This is a genomic window from Rhodococcus sp. DN22 (assembly GCF_036669995.1).
Lineage (GTDB): Bacteria > Actinomycetota > Actinomycetes > Mycobacteriales > Mycobacteriaceae > Rhodococcus_F > Rhodococcus_F erythropolis.
Map to the genome: position 1 here is coordinate 3014143 of NZ_CP133326.1, position 16221 is coordinate 3030363.

Below are 16221 nucleotides of genomic sequence, written 5' to 3' on the forward strand. Positions count from 1 at the left end.
ATTCGCCTCTGAATCGCTTCGCCGAAGGAGTACGCCGTTGAGTGCAACCACCCCGGCTGCGCAGCCCACCACCGCATCCGCACTCGCCTCTTCGCCTCACGACGACGGTGACCTCGCGGAGTTCGGTTACGAGCAGCAGCTGCATCGATCGCTGGGAAAGTTCGCGTCGTTCGCCGCGGGCTTCTCCTTTGTTTCCATCCTGACCACGATCTTCCAATTGTTCGGCCTCGGTTTCGGTTTCGCGGGTCCGGCGTTCTTCTGGACCTGGCCCGTCGTCTTCATCGGTCAGTTCATGGTTGCTCTCAACTTCGCGGAACTTGCTGCCAGATATCCGATTTCGGGCGCCATCTACCAGTGGTCGCGGCGGATGGGTGGTGAAATCGTCGGCTGGTTCGCGGGTTGGTTCATGATTCTCGCTCAGATCGTCACCGCGTCCGCCGCCGCGATCGCCTTGCAGGTCGTGCTCCCGAATGTGTGGAGCGGGTTCCAGATCATCGGTGAGGACAGTGCACTCACCTCCTCGAGCGGTGCTGCCAATGCCGTGCTGCTCGGTTCGGTACTTCTGGTTCTGACCACCTTCATCAACTGCATCGGCGTCAACTGGATGTCGCGTATCAACAACATCGGCGTGACCTGCGAAATCGTCGGTGTCATCGCGGTGATCGGGATGTTCTTCACCCACGCTCAGCGCGGACCGGACGTCGTCTTCGACACCGGCAGTGCCGGCGGTCAGCCCGGATACGCCTGGGCGTGGATCATGTCCGGACTGATGGCTGCCTACGTCATGGTCGGCTTCGGTTCGGCAGGCGAACTGGCCGAGGAGACCCGCAACCCCCGACGCGTCGCACCTCGTACGATCCGCCTTGCACTCTCCGCTTCCGCACTCGGCGGCGGCTTGATGATCCTCGGCGCGTTGATGGCAGCGCCCTCACTCACCGACGGACGCCTGGCCACGGAAGGTTTGCCGTACGTACTGACCTCTATTCTGAGTTCGCCGTGGGGCACGGTCTTGTTGATCGACGTCTCGATCGCAGTGTTCGTGTGCACCTTGGCCATTCAGACTGCTGCTTCACGGCTGATGTTCTCCATGGCCCGCGACGGGCGGCTTCCTGCCTCGCAGGTACTGGCAAAGGTCAACCCCCGCACCGGAACACCTATCGCGCCGTCCGTCCTCATCGGTCTGGTCTGCATTGCCGTCCTGGCCGTCAACGTGGGCAACTCGGCAATTTTCGCAACCCTGTCCAGCGTATGCATCATCTTGATCTACTTGGCCTACCTCATGGTGACCGTGCCGCTGCTGGTTCAGCGTCTCAAGGGATGGCCTCGCACGGCAGTCGGCCCCAAGTTCGACGCCGAAGGCAAAAAGCTTTTCTCCCTGGGCATCTGGGGAGTTCCGGTCAACATCGCCGCGGTTGTGTACGGCGCGCTGATGGTGATCAACCTGTCATGGCCACGAGCCGAGATCTTCAACCCCACCGGGGAGTACCCCATTCTGCAGTGGGCCGCGCCCATCACGGTAGCGCTGGTCGTGGGGCTGGGAGTCGCTTGCTTCCCACGTGGCCGCGCCACCCCGAATCCCGTCACGATCGGAGCCTGACCATGAGTACTCAGACCACCGCCGGAGCGCGCGAGCATGCCCGGTCCCAGGCCGGAACAATCACAGACTCCATGCCGGTGTTGCCGGCCACCCGCTGGCCGAACCCGCCCGACGACGTCGCTCCCGAACGTCTGACCTGGGCTGAAACAGTGCCAGGTGGGCGATACACGACCAAGGTTCTCGCCCGTGGAACCCGATTGCGACTTCGCGACATCGTCGGCAGCGCCTGTGCAAACATCTTGCTCTACCGCGCCGACGCCCCCTGGGAGCGTCTCAACGTCGCCGATACCGTCAAGGTGCCATGGCAGGCCTATCTCGGTGTCGGGCACCCGTTGCTCTCCGATCAGGGGCGAGTACTCGCGACGGTGGTCGCCGACACGTCGGGTCACCACGACGCGTTCTGCGGAACGACGTCACGCGCTACCAACGAGGCGAAGTACGGGCAGGGTTCGCTGCACAGTGCCTCACCCGCCGGTCGTGAACTGTTCACCGTCGCTGTCGCGAAGAACGGACTCGGGCCGCAGGACATTGCGCCGCCGTTGTCCTTCTTCCATGGTGTCCGCGTCGAGGCGGACGGCGCTCTCACCAGTACGGGTTCCGCCGGCGCCGGCGCGACGGTCGACCTTCTGATCCACCTGCCGGTCATCGTGATGATCGCCAACACCGCGCACCCACTCGATCCGGCGCTGGAGTTTCCCACCACGTCCCTCGAAGTGCTCGCGTGGAACGCGGCCGACGAACTCGGCAGCCTTGACGATCTCGGGCCGGAATACCAACGCGCAGTGCTCAATACCGAAGACGCCTGGACGGCTTCGAACCTGGAGGAGATCGCATGACCACCACCCTGGATGTCCCCGCCCTCGTTCCCGGAACGGTGATCCTCGACGAGATTGCTGAAGCGTTCGGGCCGTGGTCCGCAGTTGTCCGCGCCGGCGACGTCCTGACCATCGTCGATCTGCACGGAAATCAAGCCGTCGACACACTCGTCTATGCCAGTGACGATCACAGCGTTCGGTACTCGGCAGCAGCGACGGTCACAGCGCAGCAGAATCTGTTTCTGACCACAGGATCCGTGCTCCGCAGTGACGACGGAACTCCGCTCATGACCCTGGTCGCGGACGAGGTCGGAAACCACGACACCGTCGGCGGCGCGTGCTCACAGGAATCGAACACCCTGCGATACGGCCACCACACCAAGCACCAGCACGCGTGCGTCGAGAACTTCCTCGTCGAGGGCGCAAAATGGGGGCTCGGGAAGCGGGACCTGGTGTCCAACATCAATTTCTTCATGAACGTCCCGGTCGACCCCGACGGCACACTCGGAATCGTCGACGGAATGTCTGCGCCAGGCAAGCGGCTCGCGTTGCGTGCCGAACGCGACGCGCTCGTCCTCGTGTCCAACTGCCCGCAGATCAACAACCCGTGCAACGGCTTCGATCCGACGGCCGTCCGCATGATCGTCACACGGCCGGAGGCAGACGAATGAACGCAAAACTGACCATCGTACGTCCCGGAATGTTGACGACGGTTCAGGACTATCCAGGGCGCGTCGGGTACTGGCAGATCGGTGTCCCACCGTCGGGCCCGATGGACGACCTGTCGTTTCGGTTGGGAAACACCGCACTCGGAAATCCCGAAGGCGCACCCGGCATCGAATGCGCGATGGCCGGACCTGCGATGACGTTCGACGAGGACACCACGGTGTGCGTCACGGGCGCTCCGGTGTCTGTGACCGTCGACGGCATCGCCCACGGTCAGTGGCGTCCTGTTTTCGTCCCCGCTGGAGCGGTGCTCGACGTCGGGACGCTCAGCGGCCCAGGACTGCGCATCTACGTACTCGTACAGGGCGGAATCGAGACCGACGACTATCTCGGCAGTGCGTCGACCTTCACCCTGGGCAGGTTCGGTGGACACGAAGGTAGGACTTTGCGGGCGGGGGACGTTCTCAAACTCGGACAGGCGACCGGCGCAGCGGGAGGTGTTCCCGCCGAGCATGTTCCGGCGATACACACGTGCTGGGAACTTGCGGTGACCGAGGGCCCGCACGGGGCGCCGGAGTTCTTCACCCGCTCCGACATCGACACGCTGTACGCGACCGAGTACGAGGTCCACTTCAACTCCGACCGCACCGGAGTCCGGTTGATCGGTCCGAAACCTGACTGGGCCAGAACCACCGGCGGCGAAGCGGGACTTCACCCTTCGAACATCCACGACAACGCGTATTCGATCGGTGCACTCGACTTCACCGGCGACACGCCCATCCTCCTCGGGCCCGACGGACCGAGCCTCGGCGGCTTCGTCTGCCCGATCACGGTGGTGTCTGCTGATCGCTGGAAGCTTGGACAGTTGGCTCCCGGGAACAAGATTCGCTTCGTGCCGGTCCGCGCCGAACGGGCAGCCTCCCGGCGTGACCTCGGAGTATCGCGTCGAGCGTCCAATTCGGTTGTGCATTCCTCCGGTGGTGACGGCGACGACGGCGTCATAGCTCGCCGTGACGGCGACACCGCGGTCACGTACCGGCGCTCAGGCGATGACAATGTGTTGGTCGAATACGGCGACATGAATCTCGACCTGGCGTTACGTGCGCGTGCACATGCACTGCATCAGCGACTCGAAGCCGAGAAGCCGGCCGGACTACTCGATCTCACCCCGGGAATCCGTAGCCTGCAGGTCCGCGTCGACCCAGACGTGCTGCCCGTCGGCAAACTGATGGGAATGCTCGCCGAGGCGGAGGACACCTTGCCTGCGGCCAACGAACTCGTTGTGCCCAGTCGCACTGTGCGGATGCCACTGTCGTGGGACGACCCGGCTACGCGCGAAGCGATCCAGCGGTACATGCACGGAGTGCGCGCAGACGCGCCGTGGTGCCCGTGGAACATCGAGTTCATCCGCCGGATGAACGGTCTCGAATCCGTGAACGACGTGTTCGACACCGTTTTCGGCGCCGAATACATGGTGCTCGGGCTCGGCGACGTCTACCTCGGAGCTCCGGTCGCGACGCCGCTCGACCCACGTCATCGCCTTGTCACGACCAAATACAACCCCGCCCGCACCTGGACCCCCGAAAACGCCGTCGGGATCGGTGGGGCTTACCTCTGCATCTACGGCATGGAAGGCCCGGGCGGGTACCAGTTCGTCGGGCGTACGACGCAGGTGTGGAATCACCGCCACCCCGCGAAGTCGGGCCCGTTCGAGGAGGGCACTCCGTGGTTGCTGCGATTCTTCGACCGGATCTCCTGGTACCCCGTCGAGCCGGAAGAGCTGATGGATCTGCGCGCTGACACTGCGGCCGGCCGCGGCGGGGGCGTCGAGATCGAGGACGGCAGCTTCTCGCTGGCCGAGCATCAGGAGTTCCTCGCGTCGAACTCGCGCTCGATCGAGGAGTTCCGTGCGATGCAGTCCGTCGCGTTCGGGGCCGAGCGTCAGCGCTGGTCCGACGCAGGGGAGTTCGCGCTGCCCGGTTGATGGTCGAGTGAGCACAGTCGTCTTAGAGTGAGCACCGCTTCCAGAGTGTCGGAAGCGGTGCTCACTCAGCAGTAACGATGTTCAGTCCGCGGTGGTTGTCATCATTGGTCATTCATGGGTTGGTCATTGTGGAGGTCGACGACGTGAGCGACACTCAGCCATGCGATTCGTGACACTGCCCCAAGGAAGCCTGGACGCCGACGAGTACGGCAGCCGGAACATCACCATGATGCAGCTCGCCCGTTCGGTGGACGGTGGAGAATTCAGGAGTCACTTCGCGTGGTGTCGGCCGAACAGCCTGTTGGGGAAGCACTCTGCGAACCTCTGGCAGCTGTACGTCGTCGTGGACGGCTCGGGCTGGGTAGCCGAAGGCGACGGTCGACGGGTCTCGATGGCGTCAGGCGAGGCAGTGTTGTGGAGCCCTGGCGAGATCCACGAGTCCGGTTCGGATGACGGGATGCTTGTGGTGATAGTGCAAAGCGGCACTCCGTTCACCGGGCTCGTCAGCGAGTCAGCGCGCGATTGAACAGATCGATGAACGGGCGAGGCGACGGGGTTCCGGTCGGCCGGAAAGGCGCAGAATCCCTCGACGCGGATACCCACTCGGTTCTGCTCACCCGCGACAAGTCGAGCTGATACCGGGTGTCGGCGGCGAGTCGGTGCAGGAAGAGTGTTCCGGTTCGCCCGTTTCCTTCCCGAAACGGGTGGGCATGATTGAGCGTCGAGTACACCGATGCGAGCGCGAACGACGCAGCGCCGTGATCGAGCGCTACCCAATCGACGGCGGCGATGATCTCTTCCACCTCGGACAGGTAGTTCCGAATCGCCGAGACCGGAGCAAACGTTGCCGCACCTTTTCTGATGTCGACGGTTCTGATGTGGCCGGCCCACTGGTACAGATCTTGGAAAACGTGCTGGTGAAGTAGGAGAAGTTCGGCTGTGTCTCGCGTGTGCGGTACGAGGTCGCCGCCGAGATGCGCCTCACCCAGACGAAGCGCGGTCGACGCGAACTCGAGTGATTGCAGTGCGGCGGGATCTCGCACGTCGAAATTGTTCTCGAGTACCGATGTACCGCGATAGACGTACGGCGCTGATCTTCGCCAGCGGATTCGCGGGGGAATTGCTGACGACAGGCCGACGGCTCGCGCCAATTCCTGCTCGAAATACTCACGCCGAGAGAGCATCCCGATCATGACGGCCTCGAGTTCCGCGATCTGCTCGTTACTCGGATCCCAGCCTTCGAGGCGCTCCGCCGCCAGAACCTGTTCGAGCGCAGTGCGATTCACGGGTCGATGTCGGGTAGCGCCGACGCGGACGCGGCATATTCGAGTCGTCGTTGCACACCCGCGACCTCGCGTACTGCATTGCTCAGCAAGCTCCGCGAGAGCGGAGTGAGTTCGGAGATCACGACTTCGTCGGTCGGTGGCCGACCTGCCGCGAACTGATCGGTCTGGTGGCGGACACGAATCTGCTGCAACACCTCGAAAGATTCGATCAGTACCTGGGCGTCGTCGTCGAGTAGGAAACCGCTTCCCGCTGCAGCCTTGAGGCGTTCGAGTGTCGAACTCGTGCGGGCGCCCACGGAAATCCCCGCCCATCGAGCGATGTTCACGATCGGTTGGACGGCGCTGGCTTTGAGGTCGACGGTTCCGGTCCGACGCGTCATCACGTCCTTGAACGAATGGAGCTTTGCCTTGTCTCCGACCGCTTCGCGAAGGAGCAGTCGCATGACGGCCGGGTGCAGTCGCAGTTGATCCAACGCCGCAGGGCGAGGATCCAACGCCGGATCGCCTGCGACGACGCGGGCATCCGCCAGCATCGACAACATGACCAGGGCTTGGTCCTGGTACGGATTGGATACCCATTTCCGCAGCGCAGTGCGCCATTGTGGGAGCGTCCGAGCAAACCTGGCCTGGGTCGCGACGGCGTTCTTGGTGTCGCGAGGGAACCCGCAGAGATCGAGGATGTCGTGGATGGTCTTCGCGGCGTCGGCTCCCTCGTGATGAGATTCGCCGCCCCACACCAGCGCACTGTCGATATCCGAAGAGGGGAGCGCTTCACGCCTGGCGACGCTGCCGAGCGACAGCCACGCGAAATCCGGTCGCTCGTCTCCGCCCACCACCAATTCGATGGCTCGCCTGACCGTCACGTCGATCAGCACGGCCAGCGTCGCGCCGATGTCGAGCGGTGAGACCCGTGAGGCCACCAATTCCGTCACCAGAACAGGGACCGCGCGGGCTGTTTCGACGAGGTGGGCGTCGTCCTGTGCTGTGGCGAGCGCTGCGCGCAGTTCGAAACCCTGATTGGTGGCCGAAGTCAGGAGGTCGCTGAGTTCGAGCACGCCCATCAGTGCGCCTGCCTCGGTCACGACCGGGAGATGGCGCAATCCGTACTCGAGCATGTCGGTCACGGCGTCGGCGCCCAATCGATCCGGATCGACTGTCACTGCTGACGGCGTCATCACTGTTGATACCGGCTGATTGCTGTCGATACCACCGACTACCACGCGAGCGCGTAGGTCACCTTCGGTGAAGATTCCGAAACCGCTTGTCTCCGTCGGGATCACAACGGCGCGGCGGCCCGCATCGGTCATCAACTTCGCGGCCTCGCGGATGGTTGCCTGGCCGTCGCAGACAATTGCGGGCCCGCGCAACAGGTCTCGCACCCGGCGCATGGCGGGACTCTGGATGCCTTGCCCCGTCGAGTGCCCCGTCATGGGGTCATTGTCGCAGGTGTGTCCGGTTCAGGCAGCGGAGGGTGAGATGTCAGAGACCACCGAGTCGCGAGAGTACGTCGAGAGCGGAATCTGTAGTACGCCAGAGCGCGTCGATCTCCTGTTCTGCGCCGGGACGTGTCTGCGGATTCTGGAGGGCGAACCCGTTGGCCAGCGTGATGGTGTTGTATCCGCTGTCGGCGGCGCGGAGCAACAGTTCCGAGGGCTGCGAGTTTCCGGCCAATCGGTCGAGTCCTTCGCCGACGAAGTAGAACCGCCAGAGGGGCCCGAGATCGGCGTCGTACTCGGCCTTGGTGAGCGTCACGATCGAACCACCCTTGACGGCAATCGAATCGACGATCTTGTAGAAATCGGGGACATCCTCCGCTGTGGTTCCGGACGTGGCGACGGCGTGAGCGAGGTCGACGGTGAGATGCGCGTTGTAGCCGGCCATGGCGACTCGTGCCGGACTGGCGTCGCACTGACGCGTCAGGGTGAAGTAGTTGGTCCACGCCGGATCGGTGGGAGTGCCGGTGAACTCCGCATGGACGTTCACCAGGTACCTGCGCAGCAATTCGTAGCTGACCGAATGGGCCCACTCGTCATCGTCGAAGGCCGCGGGGTCTCGCTGCAGCGGCATCACCGCCTCGTGTTCGACAGCGTCGAGGCCGACGGAGAACAGGCCTCGCCAATCGTGGTGGGAGACGAGGATCGACGTGATCTCACGATGACGTTCGACAGCGGTCTCGAGGCGAGGTAGCCCGCCGCCGGTCAGTGTCGTGACGTCGCTGAGTTCGGCAATCCTATCGACCTCGGCATTGCTCAGCGGGCTGCCGCAAGCCGTCGAAAGACTCTCGCCCGGTTCTGCGAGTGCAGAGCCGGGCGAGAGGAAAGCGGCGGTGATGCCGAGCGCGAGCGTCAACGGATACAGCCGCATCGGTTTCATCGGCTCAGACTAGGCGCCCACTGTCACAAACGTCCGGATTGGCGATCAGCTGAGGACCGCGTCGGCCTCGATCTCGATGAGCAGAGCGGGGTCGATCAGCGAGCTGACCTCGAGGATGGTCGTGGCGGGACGAATCTCGCCGAACACTTCACCGTGCGCGAGAGCGGCCTGCTCCCACTGCGTCATGTCGCGCAGGTACATGCGAGTGCGGATGACGTCGTCGAGCGAGGCGCCGGCCTCGACCAGTGCTGCCTTGATCGTTTCGAGCGCTGCGCGGGTCTGATCTGTGAGGGTCTCACCAGGAGCGGTGGTGCCGGAGACTGCGATCTGGTTACCGATGCGCACGGCACGGGAGTAACCGATCTTGGGTTCCCATTCGGAACCGGACGAAATATTGATTCTGTTCGACATGCACCGAATTCTGCCAACAACTTCCCGGCCGTGGTGAGGCACGGTCGGGTATTCGCTCCATCTTGACATACCTTAGAACAAGTGTTCGACTTGGGGCCATGAGGTGGTCGGGTCAGGCATTGGATGCAGATGACGGAGCGCTACCCGGACTCGAACGGGCCGGGTTGGTTCGCTCCGTGCAGACTCCCGAGTTCGAGGGAATCACGTTTCACGAGGTGCTCTGCAAGAGCGCGCTCAACAAGATGCCCGAAGAGTCGACGTTGCCGTTCAGCTTCACCGTCAACGCTTTTCGTGGTTGTTCGCACGCATGCCGATATTGCTTCGCGAGACCGAGTCACGAGTATCTCGACCTCGACGCCGGCGCGGATTTCGATTCCCAAGTGGTCGTGAAGACGAACATTGCCGCGGTGCTCCGCAAGGAGTTGGCGCGAAAGTCCTGGAAACGGGAGGCGGTGGCACTGGGTACCAACACTGATCCTTATCAGCGAGCGGAGGGCCGATACCGCTTGATGCCCGGCATTATTCGCGCGTTGACCGAATCGGGAACTCCCTTCTCGATCCTGACGAAGGGAACTCTGCTCCGACGGGACCTGCCGCTGTTGAAGATGGCGGCAGCGCAGGTCGACGTCGGAATCGGTGTGTCGTTGGCGATCAACGACGCTGCACTTCAGAAGCAGATCGAGCCTGGTACCCCGTCGCCGCGGGCGCGTCTCGAGATGATCCGGGCCATCACCGACGCGGGATTCTCGTGCAATGTCATGGTGGCGCCGGTCATTCCGTTCCTCACCGATTCCACCAGTCATCTCGACGGGCTGTTCGAGGCACTGTCCGAAGCCGGTGCGACGAGTGTGACGGTCTTCCCGATGCACCTGCGGGGGAGTACTCGGGGTTGGTTCATGAATTGGCTTGCTCAGGAACATCCGGCGCTCATCCGTCGCTACCGCGAGCTGTACGGGCGGGGCGCGTATGTCACTCCCGAATACAAGCGTTGGCTCGCAAGCCGTGTCGAGCCATTGGTCGAGCGTCATGGGTTGGGTGGTCGTTCGGGGCATCGAGACGTCAGTGCGGCTGGCAGTGAGCCGCGTGAGGCGCCCCGGGAACTGGTGGGTGCGGGAGCAGCTCTCACTTTGTTCTGACGGCCGCGGGCGCGTAAATCGGAGGCGCCCCGGACGTTTGCCGGGCTACATTCGCCTGGTGCTACTCACACTGACGTCCACCCCGACCCCGCAGACTCCTGATGCGACCGCGTTGAGCTACCTGCTGCACAAACATCCCGACCGCGTGCAAAGCTTCGACTTGGCGATCGGCACCGCCACGGTTCTGTACCCGGAGGCCTCGGCCGAAAAGACCACGGTGGCAGTGATTGTGGACGTCGACCCCATCGAACTTGTGCAGAGTAGGTATCGCCGCGGCAAGAGTGGCGACAACTTTTCGCTGGGTGAGTATGTCAATGATCGGCCGTATGCGGCGTCGTCCATACTCTCGGTTGCTCTGTCGAAGCTGTTTCGGACCGCGTTGACGGGAACGTGCAAGTCGCACCCGGAACTCGTTGGAACCGAACTCGCGTTGACCGTCTCGATTCCGGTGGTTCCGTGTGGCGGCGATGCGGAATTGCCTCGTCGGTTGTTCGAGCCGCTGGGCTGGGATGTGACCGCGATACCGGTGCAGCTTGATCCGCACCTGCCGACGTGGGGAAACTCCGACTTCGTGTCGCTGATACTTACCGGGGAACACACGGTGCAGAGTGCCCTTCGGCACCTCTACGTGCTGTTGCCGGTCCTCGACGATGTGAAGCACTACTGGGTGGGACCTGACGAGGCAGACAAGTTGATCCGCGTCGCTGGAGAGTGGTTGGCGTCGCATCCGGATTCCGCGCTGATCATGTCCCGCTACCTGGCGCGTCGACGCGACCTGGTCGAATCGGTGGTCGATCGACTGATTCCCGACCAAGCAGAGGCGCAGATCGAACTACCGCGACCGGATCCGCCGCTGGCACGGCTTCGCGTCGACGCAGTTTTGGCGACGCTTCAGCGACTGCACGTCAGAACGATTGTCGACATCGGTTGCGGCGAAGGCAAACTGATCGAGGCGCTGATGCCGCACGCTCAATTCGACAAACTTGTCGGCGTCGATGTGAGCGCGCGCGAACTGACACGGGCGCAACGCAGATTGAAGTTCACCGAAATGTCCGACGCCCAACGTGATCGTGTGTCTTTGATGCAGTCGTCCGCGACGTACCGCGACGCACGCTTGAAAGGCTTCGACGCAGCCGTGCTGATGGAGGTGGTCGAGCACGTCGACACGGCGCGCCTGCCGGCTCTGGTCAGATCGGTCTTCGTGGACGCAGCACCGCAGTATGTGCTGCTGACTACTCCGAATGCCGACTACAACGTGCTGTATCCGGCGTTGGCAGAGGGAGAGTTCAGGCACCCCGATCACAGGTTCGAGTTCTCACGGACCCAATTCCGCGACTGGGCAACCGAAACGGCCCGAGTCCACGGCTATTGCGTGGAGTTCGAATTTGTCGGAGCAATTGATCCGGTCCTTGGCGGACCGACACAGATGGCAATCTTCACGAAGGAGGCACGAACGTCATGACGGTGTACGAGATTCCAGATCTCGCCCTGGTAGTACTCATCGGCGTCAGTGGCTCGGGAAAGTCGACCTTCGCGGCGCGCCACTTCGGTGAGTTCGAAACTCTCTCGAGTGACACATTCAGAGGGTGGGTCAGTGATGATCCGAACTCACAGGAGTCGACGTCCGATGCTTTCGAAGTGCTGGAGTTCGTCGCGGCCAAGCGTTTGCGACGCGGACGCCTCACGGTGGTCGACGCGACCAACGTCCAGCCCGCCGCGCGCAAGCGACTCGTTGCGTTGGCTCGCGAGCACGACATACTGCCGGTGGCAGTCGTGCTCGATATTCCGGAATCGGTCTGTTCTGCGCGCAACGACGCACGCTCTGATCGGACGTTCGGACGCGACGTCATTCGCCGCCAGCACCAACAGCTGACTCGCTCGCTTCGCGGGTTGGGCAAGGAAGGTTTCCGTTCGGTTCACATACTCAGAGGTGAGGACGCGGTTTCCGAAGCCACATTCTTGCGCCACCCGCTCCGCAGCGATCTGCGTGTCGAGCGTGGTCCGTTCGACGTCATCGGTGACATCCACGGATGTCGAAGCGAGCTCGAGACGCTCCTCGTGAAACTCGGCTACACCGTCGACTACGGGACCGATGGCAGAGCTGTCGATGCGGTGCCGCCGGAAGGGCGAACTGCCGTCTTCCTCGGTGACTACGTGGATCGAGGACCGGATTCGGTCGGTGTGCTGAGTCTGGTCATGGGGATGGTCGCGGCGGGACATGCGATAGCGGTTCCGGGTAACCACGAGAACAAACTCGTCAAGGCCTTGCGCGGTAAGAAGGTCACGGCCAGTCACGGACTCGCCGAGACCCTCGAGCAGATGGCCACCGAGTCGGCGGAGTTCCGCGAAAGCGTCGTCGACTTCTGTGACGGCCTCGTCGCGCACCTCGTCCTGGACGACGGCAAACTCGTTGTCGCGCACGCCGGTCTCAAGGAGGACTACCACAACAGGGCATCCGGTCGAGTCCGGAGCTTTGCGCTCTACGGTGAAACTACCGGTGAGACGGACGAATTCGGCTTACCCGTTCGATACCCGTGGGCGCAGGACTACCGAGGATCAGCGACGGTCCTCTACGGTCACACGCCGGTGCACGAGGTGGAATGGATCAACAACACCGCGTGCCTCGACACCGGGTGCGTCTTCGGTGGATCCCTCACCGCCCTTCGATACCCGGAACGAGAGATCGTGTCGGTTCCGGCGGAGCAGGTTTGGTACGAGCCGGTGGTACCGCTGGCACCGCCGACTCGTGATCCGGATGTGCTCGATCTCGCCGACGTCCTCGAAACGACCGGCGTCGACACCGAACTGCGCGGTCGAGTGTCCGTTCGCACCGACAACGCTGCCGGCGCCTTGGAAGTGATGAGCCGATTCGCGGTCGCGCCGCAATGGCTGCGATACCTACCGCCGACCATGGCGCCCTGCGCGAGCGCCCAATCCGATGACTATCTGGAACACCCGTCGACCGCGTTCGACGCATACCGGGCCGGCGGAATCGGAACAGTGATCTGCGAAGAGAAGCACATGGGTTCGCGGGCAGTGGTGCTCGTGTGCCGTGATCGATCGGTTGCTCAGTCCCGCTTCGACGCACCGGATGCGCTCACCGGGATGGTGCACACCCGCACCGGCCGCCAGTTCTTCGACGACGACCTGACTCAGCAGTTGATCGACGACATCGCCGCCGCAGTCACCTCCGCTGGGTTGTGGGAAGAGTTGGGCACCGACTGGCTGCTCCTCGACTGCGAACTGTTGCCGTGGAACGTCAAAGCGGAAGGTCTGCTGCGCTCGCAGTACGCGTCGGTCGCGGCGGCCGGGCGATCAGACCTCACAGCTCGCGAGGCCGTGCTGGCGCGGGCCGGGGCGCGGGGCCTGGACGTGGCGGAGATGTTCGAACAGACAACTGTTCGGGCCGCCAGTATCGAGCGCTTCGGCGAGGCGTACCGACGGTACGTGTGGCCGACGAACGGACTGGACGGCGTCACCATCGCGCCGTTCCAGATTCTGGCGGCCGAGGGCCAGTCGTACGGGGAACGGGATCACGAATGGCACCTCGGTATTTCGGATCGCCTGGCCGCGGCCGACCCGAGTCGATTTACCACTACACGTCGCCTGGTGGTCGATCTCGGTTCCGAGGACTCGGTGTCCGAAGCGACGAAGTGGTGGGAGTCGCTCACCGGCGACGGTGGTGAGGGGATGGTCGTCAAACCGCTGGCGAATCAGATTCACGGACCGCGGGGGTACAACGCGAAGGTTCAGCCAGGGATCAAGGTTCGCGGCCGGGAGTACCTGCGATTGATTTATGGTGCCGACTACCTCGAACCGTCGACACTTGCTCGGCTACGCAATCGCAACCTCGGGCACAAGCAGTCGATGGCGCTGCGCGAGTACGCGCTCGGCATGGAGGCAGTCTCCAGGCTTGTCGACCGTGAACCTTTGTGGCGAGCGCACCAGGCCGTGTTCGCGGTGTTGGCTCTCGAATCGGAGCCGGTCGACCCGCGGTTGTGACGGTCGGTGCGCAGGCTCGGATTGATACCGTCGGGTATGGGTGTGATTGCTCGCTTGGACGGTTTCAACCGACGCCATCCGTGGAGTCACAACGATCACTACCGCCGGCGGATTCTACGTAAACTGCGCGGGGTCAGGTCCGGTCGCGCTCTCGACGTGGGGTGCGGGACGGGCAATCTGATCGACCTCTTGCGTCGGCGGTTCGACGTGGTGGTCGGTGTGGAACCCGACCCGACAACCTCGGCCGCCGTGCGCGCAAGGTTTGTCGACGACGAGAACGTGATCATCGACGCGCAGCGGATCGAGGACTTTGCATCCGAGGCGAAGTACGACGCGATCACAGTCGTCGCAGCGTTGCATCATCTTCCACTCGAAGAATCGATGAAGCAGCTGAGTAGCCTGCTCGAACCGGGCGGGCGGCTCGTCGTGGTCGGGTGTTATCGATCGACCACAGCCACCGACGCACTCCTGTCGGTGTTGGCGACCGTGTGCAATCCCGTCGTCGGCGTCGTCAAGCATCGACGGGTTGCCTCCGAGCCACTGAAGGCGATGACAGCTCCCACCGCGGAACCGGGTGAGTCGATGGCTGACGTCCGGCGCGCGGCCGCGTTGTGTCTGCCAGGTAGCCGGATCAGGAGACGACTGTTCTGGCGATACACCCTGATCTACGACGAGAGTCCGGCCGGCGCGTCGGTGGGGGAGTGAGTAGACCGTTCCGGTTCCTGGGGAAACGCGCGTCGGCCGAACCCGACTATCGCCAACGAAGCGATCATCAGAGCGACCCCGATGCCCGCCAGATGTGAGAGCCCGCCACTGTCGACGACGGCCGCACCGAGCAGAGCGCCCGTTGCAATCGCGATCTGGAACACGACAACGTAGATGGCCGAGGCACGGTCGGTCCCGATCGGGACGGCGCGCAGAACCGAGGACTGGAGGCAGATCGGAACGGTGGTGAACGCCGCACCCCACAAGATCGTGGCGACGACAGCGAACGCTCCCATCGACGGCGCCAAGAGCCAGAAGATGGCCAGCGCGCCTGCCACCGTCGCGATCGAGATGAGCGTGAAGAGGCGTGGTCGGCGGTCGTAGTACTTGCCGGCGACCCACACTCCGACGGCGCCGGCGGCGCCGTAGACCAGAAGCATCGCGGTACGGATGCCACCGGACGAGCCGAGGCTTTCCTCCACCAGAAGTGTGAAGAACGTGTACGAAGCGAATTGCCCAAGGGCGGCAAACAGCGTTGCCGCGCAGATGACGGCGAGTGCCCGTTTCATCGCCGGTGTCGGCTTCGGTTTGTCTCGCTTACTCCGATGGTGTTGATCGACCGGCATTTCTGGCAACGCACGATGCAGTGAGAAAGCAATGACCACTGCCACCACACCGATTGCCGCCGACGCGGTCCGCCAACCCCAGGACTGGCCGATCGCCGAAGACAGGGGTCCTCCGAGAACAAAAGCGAGAGACGTACCGGCATACACCATCGCGATGGCCTTGCCCTGTTGTCCGCGCGGAACCAGGGTGGCAGCGACCGGTGCAACGACAGCCCAGAACACTCCGTGCGTCGCAGCGCAGAGCAATCGTCCGATCACGAGCATCGGATAGTTGACGGCCAATGCTGCGACCAGTTGCGACACCGCGAGGGTGGCCACCGTCAGAACGACGACGCGTCGTCGCGGCCAGGTTTTGACCGCTCCGATCAGCGGAAGCGTCAAGACCGCGACACCGTATGCGTAGAAGGTCAGCAGTAGGCCGACACGCCCTTCGGTGACGTAGAGGTCCGTCGAGATTTCGCTGAGCAGTCCGACGGGGAGCATTTCGGCCGTCACGTAGGCGAAGGCTGCTCCGGCCAGTGTCATCAGCCGTAGCGTGGTTGCCTTCGGCAGTCGAGCAGTCATGTTGTGTAACGATACATGTATCGATACACAACTGCGCAATGGATATTTTGCACTCG

Annotated in this window: 14 protein-coding genes; 9 read left to right on the forward strand and 5 right to left on the reverse strand. The window is 63.3% G+C overall.

Annotation, left to right across the window (positions count from 1 at the left end; genetic code table 11):
• Positions 1–37: 37 nt before the first annotated feature.
• The 5 genes from RA302_RS13945 (at position 38) to RA302_RS13965 (ending at position 5588) form a co-directional block, all read left to right on the forward strand.
• Positions 38–1597, forward strand: a complete 1560-nt coding sequence (locus RA302_RS13945; RefSeq protein ID WP_042951823.1) for an amino acid permease — start codon at positions 38–40, stop codon at positions 1595–1597.
• A gap of 2 nt (positions 1598–1599) precedes the next feature.
• Entirely contained in the window at positions 1600–2433 is an 834-nt protein-coding gene (locus tag RA302_RS13950) for an urea amidolyase associated protein UAAP1 (protein ID WP_243617256.1), read from the forward strand.
• Positions 2430–3083, forward strand: a complete 654-nt coding sequence (locus RA302_RS13955) for an urea amidolyase associated protein UAAP2 (RefSeq protein ID WP_020907663.1) — start codon at positions 2430–2432, stop codon at positions 3081–3083. The genes RA302_RS13950 and RA302_RS13955 overlap by 4 nt, the downstream gene beginning before the upstream one ends.
• Positions 3080–5062: a 5-oxoprolinase/urea amidolyase family protein gene (locus RA302_RS13960; protein ID WP_019748330.1), complete on the forward strand. Its 1983-nt coding sequence runs from the start codon at positions 3080–3082 to the stop codon at positions 5060–5062. The genes RA302_RS13955 and RA302_RS13960 overlap by 4 nt, the downstream gene beginning before the upstream one ends.
• Positions 5063–5222: 160 nt before the next feature.
• Positions 5223–5588: an AraC family ligand binding domain-containing protein gene (locus RA302_RS13965; protein WP_243617257.1), complete on the forward strand. Its 366-nt coding sequence runs from the start codon at positions 5223–5225 to the stop codon at positions 5586–5588.
• Here the strand turns inward: RA302_RS13965 and RA302_RS13970 are convergent.
• Genes RA302_RS13970 through RA302_RS13985 form a run of 4 tightly spaced genes read right to left on the reverse strand, consistent with a single transcriptional unit; the run spans position 5566 to position 9132 of the window.
• The gene (locus tag RA302_RS13970; RefSeq protein WP_243617258.1) at positions 5566–6348 is read right to left on the reverse strand and encodes a Fic family protein; all 783 of its coding nucleotides are present in this window, start codon (positions 6346–6348) and stop codon (positions 5566–5568) included. The genes RA302_RS13965 and RA302_RS13970 overlap by 23 nt on opposite strands.
• Positions 6345–7778 carry a putative nucleotidyltransferase substrate binding domain-containing protein gene (locus tag RA302_RS13975; RefSeq protein ID WP_243617259.1) on the reverse strand — a complete coding sequence of 478 codons (1434 nt, stop codon included), beginning with the start codon at positions 7776–7778 and terminating at the stop codon, positions 6345–6347. The genes RA302_RS13970 and RA302_RS13975 overlap by 4 nt, the downstream gene beginning before the upstream one ends.
• A 49-nt stretch (positions 7779–7827) precedes the next feature.
• Positions 7828–8712: a DUF5995 family protein gene (locus RA302_RS13980; RefSeq protein ID WP_243617282.1), complete on the reverse strand. Its 885-nt coding sequence runs from the start codon at positions 8710–8712 to the stop codon at positions 7828–7830.
• A gap of 54 nt (positions 8713–8766) precedes the next feature.
• Entirely contained in the window at positions 8767–9132 is a 366-nt protein-coding gene (locus RA302_RS13985) for a RidA family protein (RefSeq protein ID WP_007728089.1), read from the reverse strand.
• Between the two features lie 98 nt (positions 9133–9230).
• On the opposite strand from RA302_RS13985, the gene RA302_RS13990 reads away from it, so the two are divergent.
• Genes RA302_RS13990 through RA302_RS14005 form a run of 4 tightly spaced genes read left to right on the forward strand, consistent with a single transcriptional unit; the run spans position 9231 to position 14975 of the window.
• Positions 9231–10268, forward strand: a complete 1038-nt coding sequence (locus RA302_RS13990; protein ID WP_030536442.1) for an Rv2578c family radical SAM protein — start codon at positions 9231–9233, stop codon at positions 10266–10268.
• A gap of 37 nt (positions 10269–10305) precedes the next feature.
• The gene (locus RA302_RS13995; RefSeq protein ID WP_243617260.1) at positions 10306–11730 is read left to right on the forward strand and encodes a 3' terminal RNA ribose 2'-O-methyltransferase Hen1; all 1425 of its coding nucleotides are present in this window, start codon (positions 10306–10308) and stop codon (positions 11728–11730) included.
• Entirely contained in the window at positions 11727–14270 is a 2544-nt protein-coding gene (locus RA302_RS14000) for a polynucleotide kinase-phosphatase (RefSeq protein ID WP_243617261.1), read from the forward strand. Before RA302_RS13995 ends, RA302_RS14000 begins: the two co-directional genes overlap by 4 nt.
• 36 nt (positions 14271–14306) lie before the next feature.
• Entirely contained in the window at positions 14307–14975 is a 669-nt protein-coding gene (locus tag RA302_RS14005) for a class I SAM-dependent methyltransferase (RefSeq protein WP_030536439.1), read from the forward strand.
• Here the strand turns inward: RA302_RS14005 and RA302_RS14010 are convergent.
• A complete protein-coding gene (locus RA302_RS14010) occupies positions 14936–16165 on the reverse strand; it encodes an MFS transporter (RefSeq protein WP_030536438.1) in 1230 nt (409 codons plus the stop codon). The genes RA302_RS14005 and RA302_RS14010 overlap by 40 nt on opposite strands.
• Positions 16166–16221 lie beyond the last annotated feature (56 nt).

What these genes read in the sequence shown, in the direction of transcription:
- RA302_RS13950 (WP_243617256.1), top strand. Translation starts at nt 1,600, where the DNA reads ATGAGTACTCAGACCACCGCCGGAGCGCGCGAGCATGCCCGGTCCCAG.
- RA302_RS13990 (WP_030536442.1), top strand. Translation starts at nt 9,231, where the DNA reads ATGAGGTGGTCGGGTCAGGCATTGGATGCAGATGACGGAGCGCTACCC.
- RA302_RS13980 (WP_243617282.1), bottom strand. Translation starts at nt 8,712, where the DNA reads ATGCGGCTGTATCCGTTGACGCTCGCGCTCGGCATCACCGCCGCTTTC.
- RA302_RS14000 (WP_243617261.1), top strand. Translation starts at nt 11,727, where the DNA reads ATGACGGTGTACGAGATTCCAGATCTCGCCCTGGTAGTACTCATCGGC.
- RA302_RS13985 (WP_007728089.1), bottom strand. Translation starts at nt 9,132, where the DNA reads ATGTCGAACAGAATCAATATTTCGTCCGGTTCCGAATGGGAACCCAAG.
- RA302_RS13965 (WP_243617257.1), top strand. Translation starts at nt 5,223, where the DNA reads ATGCGATTCGTGACACTGCCCCAAGGAAGCCTGGACGCCGACGAGTAC.
- RA302_RS14005 (WP_030536439.1), top strand. Translation starts at nt 14,307, where the DNA reads ATGGGTGTGATTGCTCGCTTGGACGGTTTCAACCGACGCCATCCGTGG.
- RA302_RS14010 (WP_030536438.1), bottom strand. Translation starts at nt 16,165, where the DNA reads ATGACTGCTCGACTGCCGAAGGCAACCACGCTACGGCTGATGACACTG.
- RA302_RS13975 (WP_243617259.1), bottom strand. Translation starts at nt 7,778, where the DNA reads ATGACGGGGCACTCGACGGGGCAAGGCATCCAGAGTCCCGCCATGCGC.
- RA302_RS13955 (WP_020907663.1), top strand. Translation starts at nt 2,430, where the DNA reads ATGACCACCACCCTGGATGTCCCCGCCCTCGTTCCCGGAACGGTGATC.
- RA302_RS13960 (WP_019748330.1), top strand. Translation starts at nt 3,080, where the DNA reads ATGAACGCAAAACTGACCATCGTACGTCCCGGAATGTTGACGACGGTT.